This window comes from Nesiotobacter zosterae, assembly GCF_033843645.1.
Classification (GTDB): Bacteria; Pseudomonadota; Alphaproteobacteria; order Rhizobiales; family Stappiaceae; genus Pseudovibrio; species Pseudovibrio zosterae.
Map to the genome: position 1 here is coordinate 1 of NZ_JAWXVZ010000022.1, position 7,986 is coordinate 7,986.

The 7,986-nt window shown below is 55.1% G+C and carries 7 protein-coding genes; 4 read left to right on the forward strand and 3 right to left on the reverse strand.

Going from position 1 to position 7,986, the window contains the following annotated elements; genetic code table 11:
- Positions 1 to 336: 336 nt before the first annotated feature.
- Positions 337 to 1,362 (reverse strand): DUF2817 domain-containing protein, encoded by a 1,026-nt coding sequence (locus Q3Y58_RS19360; RefSeq protein WP_319623418.1) that lies wholly within the window; start codon positions 1,360 to 1,362, stop codon positions 337 to 339.
- A gap of 126 nt (positions 1,363 to 1,488) precedes the next feature.
- On the opposite strand from Q3Y58_RS19360, the gene Q3Y58_RS19365 reads away from it, so the two are divergent.
- Positions 1,489 to 2,445: a nucleoside hydrolase gene (locus Q3Y58_RS19365; RefSeq protein WP_319623419.1), complete on the forward strand. Its 957-nt coding sequence runs from the start codon at positions 1,489 to 1,491 to the stop codon at positions 2,443 to 2,445.
- A gap of 8 nt (positions 2,446 to 2,453) precedes the next feature.
- Positions 2,454 to 3,404, forward strand: coding sequence for a nucleoside hydrolase (locus tag Q3Y58_RS19370; protein ID WP_319623420.1), 951 nt, complete (start codon positions 2,454 to 2,456; stop codon positions 3,402 to 3,404).
- Between the two features lie 41 nt (positions 3,405 to 3,445).
- On the opposite strand, the gene Q3Y58_RS19375 is transcribed toward Q3Y58_RS19370, so the two are convergent.
- Positions 3,446 to 4,042, reverse strand: a complete 597-nt coding sequence (locus Q3Y58_RS19375) for a LysE family translocator (RefSeq protein ID WP_319623421.1) — start codon at positions 4,040 to 4,042, stop codon at positions 3,446 to 3,448.
- Between the two features lie 88 nt (positions 4,043 to 4,130).
- On the opposite strand from Q3Y58_RS19375, the gene Q3Y58_RS19380 reads away from it, so the two are divergent.
- Complete coding sequence (locus tag Q3Y58_RS19380; RefSeq protein WP_319623422.1) at positions 4,131 to 5,546, forward strand: aminotransferase-like domain-containing protein; 1,416 nt, start codon at positions 4,131 to 4,133, stop codon at positions 5,544 to 5,546.
- Positions 5,547 to 5,607: 61 nt separating this feature from the next.
- Here Q3Y58_RS19380 and Q3Y58_RS19385 read toward each other — a convergent pair whose 3' ends face one another.
- Positions 5,608 to 6,609 carry a BMP family lipoprotein gene (locus tag Q3Y58_RS19385; RefSeq protein WP_274218900.1) on the reverse strand — a complete coding sequence of 334 codons (1,002 nt, stop codon included), beginning with the start codon at positions 6,607 to 6,609 and terminating at the stop codon, positions 5,608 to 5,610.
- 405 nt (positions 6,610 to 7,014) lie between these two features.
- Here Q3Y58_RS19385 and Q3Y58_RS19390 point away from each other — a divergent pair, with 405 nt between their 5' ends.
- A complete protein-coding gene (locus Q3Y58_RS19390; protein ID WP_319623423.1) occupies positions 7,015 to 7,836 on the forward strand; it encodes a lytic murein transglycosylase in 822 nt (273 codons plus the stop codon).
- Positions 7,837 to 7,986 lie beyond the last annotated feature (150 nt).

Sequence of the window (7,986 nt, forward strand, 5' to 3'; positions counted from 1 at the left end):
CTCGGAAGTGAAACGCCCCTGCGCCAATGGTACTTCGTCTCAAGACGCGGGAGAGTAGGACGCCGCCGGGCATGATAACAACAATCAAAAAAAAACTCTTCAGCATCAAGCAGAACAAACAATCACAAAAGCCCCCGACGCATCATGCGCGGGGGCTTTTTGCATTCCAAAACAAAAACAAAACATGCATGCCCCGCGCAGAACAAACGCACAAAGGCAAAAACACGCCATGGCGCGGCAACTGTTGGGCGTAGTCTAGTGGGCCCGGTTGCATTCCGAACCAACTAACCGCGCATGCAAAGGATGGCGGAGAATGCGCCTTCCGCCCTTTCCGCATCAAAGTGCTTTCAAGTCGGCGAGGATCTTATCGGTTGTATTTTCTGTGTGCTTGATGATGCTATGGCACCAGTCTTCTTTATCGATGAATAGTGCCCTCTTGAGCTGGTTTTTGATCGCCTGTGCTTTGTCGTCGGCGACATAGGGATTTCGTTTTAACCAGTTGTCCCGCCTATGTGCCTCCAATACATCCCAGAAAGGCTTTGTGCCGAATTCATAGATGTACTTGCGCGGCTTTGTCTTGAGAGGCAGTTGATCCATGGCATTGGCCATGAGGCCGTCGATGAGCGAGGTGGTGCCTTCTGGTTCGCGGGTGTTGTGAAGCGCTATGAGTTCAAGATCACCCTGAGCGCCGAGGCCCGTATGTAGATCAATCATGGTGGCATGATCGGTGGAGGCGGCATATCCTTGCAGGATCTCCTCCAGAGTTCGTGCCGGAGCGGTCTTGTGAGTGCCGCCATAGAACAGGCCCATCGGGTGCGTGTGCTGCCCTTTCAGAACCCTCTGGGTGAGAGCGCTGATGCCATTCTCCTCAATGTATTGAAGGAGCGGAGCTTCTTGAACTGCCCGTTCCGGGCCTTCAATGGCGTCCGTGCAAATGGCTCTGTGCAGCTCAGCGTAGTCTTTATTGGAAGGCAGAGGCGCAGTAAAGTCGCGGTAATTGCGGTTGGGGTCAACATTGGTTTCGTCTGTTCGTGTCAAGAGAACCGCGCCAGCAGGATTGATGGCGTGAATGAAGATGAGCTGGATGTCGCGCGGCCTTTCATCAGCGTATTTGTGGAGAAGGAAGAGCTGGAGGCCTGAGCCGGCGGTCAGCTCTGTTCCGTGTACCCCGGACATGATGAAGAGACGCTTGCGTGCGTTGTCCGGCCCCAGCCTTGCAACCAGTGTCCGTACCGGGCCGCTGAGGCTCTTGAAACCACGATACGCCAGGTTTTCCAAGGGTAACCCCTTTGCAGAGCAAGTTGCGTCAAAGCGACTCTGTGCCTCGAAAAAATCTTTAGAAAACCACGAGGAATAAAGCATGATAAGGGCCTGAAACTGTTGAAGCTATATGGTGAACCGACTTGGACAACCATAAGCAAAGTGATACACAATCCTAAGGGGTAAATACATCACGTGTTTTACGCCCGAGGGAGAAATTGGGGCCAAATGAAAAAACTCATTCTTGATGTTGATACCGGGACAGATGATGCCGTCGCTGTAATGCTGGCCGCCCTCCATGACGATTTGGAGTTGGTGGGTGTGACAACCGTGAACGGGAACGCTGAGGTTCACTATTGTACGGAAAACACGCTGCGTGTTCTTGATGTCATTGGGCGTTCTGAAATCCCTGTGTTTGAAGGTTTGGCCAAGCCGTTTGCGCGCCCGGATTTCCCCACGCCCCGCCGCAAGGATGATCTCACCGACAAGATACACGGAAAATATCTTGACCTGCCTCCGGCGACCTCGCGCAAGCAGGAGACCGGTGCAGTTGAATATCTCATCGAAACCTATCGGGCCACAACTGATCCGATTACGCTTGTTCCAGTTGCACCGCTGACCAATATTGCGGCCGCACTGACGCTCTACCCCAAGCTGGTTGACCTTGTTCCGGAGCTTGTGATCATGGGTGGAGGGCACCTGCATGGCAATGTGACGCCATCTGCTGAGTTCAACATCTGGGCAGACCCTGAAGCGGCCGATGTGGTGTTCAAAGCGGGCTTTGAGAAGATCACGCTGGTGCCGCTGGATGCGACCCATAAGGCTTTGGTAACCCGTGATGACTGCGCAGCGCTCAGAGCGCTTGGTACACCTGCCGGGGATGCAACTGCTACAGTGGTTGAGCACCGCATTGGTGTTCATGACAAGATCCAGCGCATGGAAATCGCCCATAGCGCGCCAGTGCATGACGCGCTATGTGTTGCCTATCTGGTGGAGCCGAATGTGATCACCACACAAGCTCATCCGGTTGCAATTGAGACACAAGGCGCTTTGACTGTGGGTCGCACCGTTATTGATGTTCGGCGTCGGGGCACTGATACGCGGCTCGTGGATGTGGCATTTGATGCAGACGCGAGGGCGTTTGTTGACCTCATGCTCAATACCTTTGGCAAACAACGCGGATAGGGGCTTCCGTGACTTCTTACTTCATCGTCGACACAGACGGCGGCACAGACGACGCATTGGCGCTGCTCATGCTCATTGGGATGGGAAAGCGCCCGGATGCGATCACTACCTGTTTTGGCAATGTGGGCTTGGAGCAAGCCACAATAAATATCCTTGATACTGTAGCGATTGCCGGAGACAGCATTCCGGTGCACATGGGTGCGGACAGGCCCATGGTGGGGCCTTTGATTGATGCAACTGATGTGCATGGGGGCGATGGCCTTGGCGGTGTAGCGCGCCCAGAACATCGTGGTGAGATCACTTCCCGTGACGCAGTCGGTTTGATCCGCTCAAAGTTGCAAGATGCCTGCAAGGGCGGGGTGCCGGTAGAGATCTTGACCCTGGGACCGCTGACCAATCTTGCGCGGGTGCTGGGTGAAACTCCTGAACTCGCGAAGGGGATCAAGCGACTATGGATCATGGGCGCGACCTGCCGAGGTCGGGGGAATGTGACGATCTCAGCAGAGTTCAACATTTACTGCGACCCGGAAGCGGCGGAAGTGGTTTTTGGAATTCCATGCAACACGCTGGTGATCCCCTGGGAGCCCTGCTTGCAGACGGCCATTCCGGGCGCGGCCATTGAGGGCATGTTGGCGCGGTTGCCGAAAGGGCCGCTTTGGGACTTTTCTCGAGGCATCTGTGACCATGGCCGTCAGCGCAGCCTGAACTGGTATGACGAGGACAACCTGATCATGCCTGACACGCTTGCTGCGGCCTGCGTACTGGATGAGGAGGTCTCAACACGTACAATGGTATGCGGTCTCGTGGTAGAGACAGGCGGTGCGCACAGCCGTGGGGCAACTTTTGTGGACCATGAAAACAAAAGCACGCAACCTCCGGTCGGGATTGTCGAAAAGGCAGATCGGACGAAGCTGGAGAAGCTCTTCGAAATGTCGCTTCAGAAGTTGGCGAAAGACTAACGAGATCAGAAGCCAGCGAGCAACCCGCTGGCTTTTTGCTTTCATAGCAGCAAGGACCATGCTGTCACCGTCAGCATGAGCATAGCCATGGCGATGGTCGTGACGCGCAGGGCCTTGCCCTCTCCAATGACGCTCAGAATGGACTGACCGGCTAAAGCCCACAACGAGTGGGAGATGAGACCGCCCGCCACAAAGCCCAGTGTGAGAATAAGGGCGCTCTCAAGCTGCCCCAGATTGTTGGCAGCAAAGAACGTTGTGAAGGCAACAAGGCTCATGGCCCATGTTTTGGGGCTGAGCGGATGGATGAGCAGGCCCTCCCAAAAACTGGGCAGAGATACTGCGCCTTTGGGCTGGATGCTCAGGTTGACAATGCGCCACGCCAAATAGGTCATGTAACCCATGCTCGCGACCTTGAACACGGTCACGATGGGGCCACCCTGCGCCATGACGTGACCAAGGCCAAAAGCTACGCATAGATTTAAAAAGATGCTGCCGATCTGTGAGGCCAATATGACCGGGAGCGCGGTTTTGTAGCCCGCACTCGTGCCAATCGCCATGAACGTCAGATTTCCCGGCCCAGGCGTGCCCGTCATGATCGCGACGAAGACGGCAAATGCGCCGATTGTTGCTATATCCATGATGATTGTATCCATACAATTGAAGCAATTACATACGTGTGATAGAGATAGCTGAGTAATTGTATTGGTCAATGGAATTATTGTTACCATGACAATGTGGGTGCCAGACATAGAGGGGGCTGAAGGGCCTAAATACCTTGCCATTGCAGAGATGTTGGCACGGGATGTCGCCGATGGGCGCTTGCAGCCGGGAGAGAAACTGCCACCGCAGCGAGAGCTGGCGTACCAACTCGGGGTGACGCTTGGCACCATCAGCCGCGCTTATGCGGAAGCGGAGCGGCGCAAGCTGGTGAAAGGCGAAACAGGACGTGGAACGTTTGTGTGTGCTAATGAAGATGCGCCCCCATCGCCCCTGACACCTCCGGTAGATGGCAGCAGCAACCTGGATCTGGCGCGGAACTTTGCATTCGCTGCGCTAAACCCGGATCTGGGGGCAGCCATGATGGCAGTTGCACGTCTGCCGGACCTGGCCAGTTTGAATGCCTATGTCCCGTCAGAGGGGTTGGAGCACCATCGGCGTGCAGGTGCCGAGTTTTTCAACGCGCATTACGGCGGAGACGTGACTGCACAGCAGACGTTGGTGACCTGCGGTGCCCAGCACGGCATTAAGGTGCTGATCAACGGATTGTTTGAGCGCGGTGATGTGATTGGCGTTGATGAGCTGTGCTATCCGTCCTTGCTGGATAGCGCCGTTCATGATGGATATCGGCTGATGCCAATCTCCAACCTGCGTAAGTCGGATGGCTCACTGGGCGCTATGGATCCAGAGGCGATTGGGGATGCAGCAAAGCGCCATGGTCTTCGCGGGCTTTTTATAATGCCGAGTGTTCAGAACCCCACCACGCATACGATGACATTGGCGGAAAGGGCGGCGATCGCCGAGGCATGCGGTGCCCATGGGGTGAAGATCATTGAGGATGATCCCTATACTCCATTCCTGAGCGAAAAGGCTGCGCCGTTTTCTAAGCTTCTTCCCGAACTTACAGCGTCGATAAGCTCCATGTCCAAGGTGATGGCCCCCGGTCTGCGCGTCGGGTTTGTGCATTTGCCGATGATGCGGACAGCAGGCATTCGGAACTTCATCGGTGAGAGTGTTTGGATGGCATCGCCAGTCGCAGCGGAGATCGCATGTTATTGGGCCAGATCAGGCGCGATTGCTGACACCTTGAGCGCGAAGAGGACGGCGCTGGCACAGCGGTATAGCATGCTGCAGCGTGTGCTTGCGGGCTTCTCGGTCAAGGGCGGAGCGGAAAAGCCGTTCGCGTGGGTGAGCATGCCAGAGGGCGTAAGCTCCGTGATGGTGCAGGAACATCTAAGGGGCAGGGGCGTTGATATTCTCGCATCCCATTACTTCCAGCTTCCAGAGCGCCACCGCCATGAAGGGCTGCGCCTGTCACTTGGTAACATTGCGCGTGATGAGGACTTCGAGCGGGCGCTGATGATCCTTGGCGAAGCGCTGGAGACATTTGGCTCCGGTTCCAGAGGGCGCGAATTGATGGGGTGATGCCCCACAAAAAACGCCGGGGCAGAACCCCGGCGTTTCTCAAATCTCTAAAGACACACCCTTACATTGGGCAAGCGTTGTCTGCCATGTAGTCGTGAACCACGATCTCACCAGAGATGATGTCAGCTCTCGCAGCTTCAACAGCCTCAGCCATTTCAGCGCTTACGAGTTCTGCGTTGAACTCGTCCATAGAGTAGCCAACGCCGTCTTCAGCCAGACCCAGTGACTGGATGCCGGTGTCGAAGTTACCTTCGCTGGCGTCAATGAGTGCCTGCTCAACAGCAACATCCACACGCTTCACCATGGAGGTGAGGATGGAGCCTGGGTGCAGGTGGTTCTGGTTGGAGTCAACGCCGATTGCGTACTTGCCTTCGTCAGCCGCCGCCTGAAGCACGCCAAGACCGGTGGAACCAGCTGCGTGGAACACGATGTCTGCGCCGCGGGCAAACTGAGACTTAGCAAGTTCGCCGCCCTTCACAGGGTCATTCCAAGCGGCTGGTGTGGTGCCTGTCATGTTGCTGTAGACGGTGATGTCGCCGTTAACAGCGTGAGCGCCCTGCTTGTAGCCGCAAGAGAACTTGGAGATCAGCGGAATGTCCATGCCGCCCACAAAGCCGATCTTGCCGGTTTCGGATGCCATCGCAGCCAACATGCCGACGAGATAAGAACCTTCGTGCTCCTTGAAGACGATAGAGCGGACGTTTGGTTGATCCACGACCATGTCTACGATTGCGAACTGTGTGTCAGGGAATTCCTGAGCCACCTTCTCCATTGCTGCCGCCTGAGCAAAACCAATGCCGATGATTGGGCTCATGCCACGGCGCGCAAAGTTGCGCATTGCCTGCTCACGCTGAGAAGGGTTGGTGACTTCGAACTCGCGGTAGGCAACGCCGGTCTTTTCCTTGAACGCTTCTGCGCCACGGTAAGCCGCTTCGTTGAAGGACTTATCGAACTTGCCGCCCATGTCAAAGATCACGGCTGGTTTGATGTCTGCTGCAACTGCTCCTGTGCTGAGAGCCGTTGCAAGCAGCGCGCCAGCTGCGAGAGTTTTCAAGAAAGTCATCCCCTAATTCCTCCAGATTAAACTTCTTGGTCCATTTAGCATCTGGTGACCCGACACACAGCCTGTTTGAGAGCCCTTCGGCCCTGAGCTAGAATCGTCTGATCAACACCCGCTGAAAAGCCATAGCTCCCCTAAGGGAAGTCCAGACCTAACGCGTGCTGAATTCCTCCCAGAATCAGTGTTTCGTCAGGTTGTGCGCAATTTCTTGCCCCAGAAGCCGTAGTTGGACACAGGCTTGATATCTAATCAAGTTAAAAAGCAAATAATTTGTCAGCAGATGAAAAAAAATTCACTTACTGCTTTCCTTTTAAGCGGATTTCGAAGAGTGCTAAACTTCTGATTACCTTCTGTGCCTATGAATTAAGCTGGAATCATAAGAAGCGTATAACCCACGGAGTGCGCAAGGTGAGAAAAATAGTTGGACTGTGCCTGATGGCGCTTTTGTTCATGACTGGTGCCAGTCATGCGGCAGTGAACTCCTGCGGGAACAACTCTTCCGGGTTTAACCAATGGCTGGAGGCTTACAAAAAGCAGGCCCGGGCGGAGGGATTTTCTCCGCGCACCATTGAGATGGCGCTTGGCGGCGTGACCTACCACAGCCGGGTGATCAGCTACGACCGGAACCAGAAGTCCTTCAAGATGAGCTTTGATGACTTCTATAAGCTTCGGGTCAACAACGCATTGATCAACAAGGGGCGCAAGTTGATGCGTGAGAATGCGGCCTTGTTTGATCGCATTGAGGAGCGTTTTGGCGTGCCGCGGGAAATTGTTGTAGCCATTTGGGGACTTGAGACAGGTTACGGCCGGAACATCGGCAACATGTCTACCATGCGCTCGCTGGCCACGCTGGCCTATGACTGCCGCCGCGCTGACTTCTTTCGCAATGAACTGCGCAGCGCTCTGCTTATCGTTGAAAAGGGCGATCTGGATCCCATCCGCATGAAAGGTGCTTGGGCAGGGGAATTGGGGCAAACCCAGTTCTTGGCCAGCTCCTATATCAAGTTCGCGCTGGACTTTGATGGCGATGGCAAGCGCGACTTGCTGTACAGCGTGCCTGATGCTTTGGGCTCCACTGCCCACTACCTGCAGGCATATGGCTGGCGCTTCGGAGAGCCTTGGGGTCCGGGAACGCCAAACCACGAAGTGATCCGCGCCTGGAACAAGGCCGGGGTCTATGTGAAAACCATTCAGGTGATGGCCGAAAAGCTCACCGCACCTTCCAACTGATCAATAAAAAGCCCGGATTTTGCATCCGGGCTCAGATTGATGACAAACCCCGTCATATTTTTGGCGGGGTTTTCGTTTTTTAGGTCTGCGGCGCGGCCTAAAACTACCCCTTGCGACTTACGCCGCCGTAGCTTGTGTTTTGGTGTTCAT

Bases quoted from the DNA above. Each gene is read 5' to 3' on its own strand.
- Q3Y58_RS19360 (WP_319623418.1), bottom strand. From the start codon at position 1,362: ATGCTTTATTCCTCGTGGTTTTCTAAAGATTTTTTCGAGGCACAGAGT.
- Q3Y58_RS19365 (WP_319623419.1), top strand. From the start codon at position 1,489: ATGAAAAAACTCATTCTTGATGTTGATACCGGGACAGATGATGCCGTC.
- Q3Y58_RS19375 (WP_319623421.1), bottom strand. From the start codon at position 4,042: ATGGATATAGCAACAATCGGCGCATTTGCCGTCTTCGTCGCGATCATG.
- Q3Y58_RS19380 (WP_319623422.1), top strand. From the start codon at position 4,131: ATGACAATGTGGGTGCCAGACATAGAGGGGGCTGAAGGGCCTAAATAC.
- Q3Y58_RS19385 (WP_274218900.1), bottom strand. From the start codon at position 6,609: ATGACTTTCTTGAAAACTCTCGCAGCTGGCGCGCTGCTTGCAACGGCT.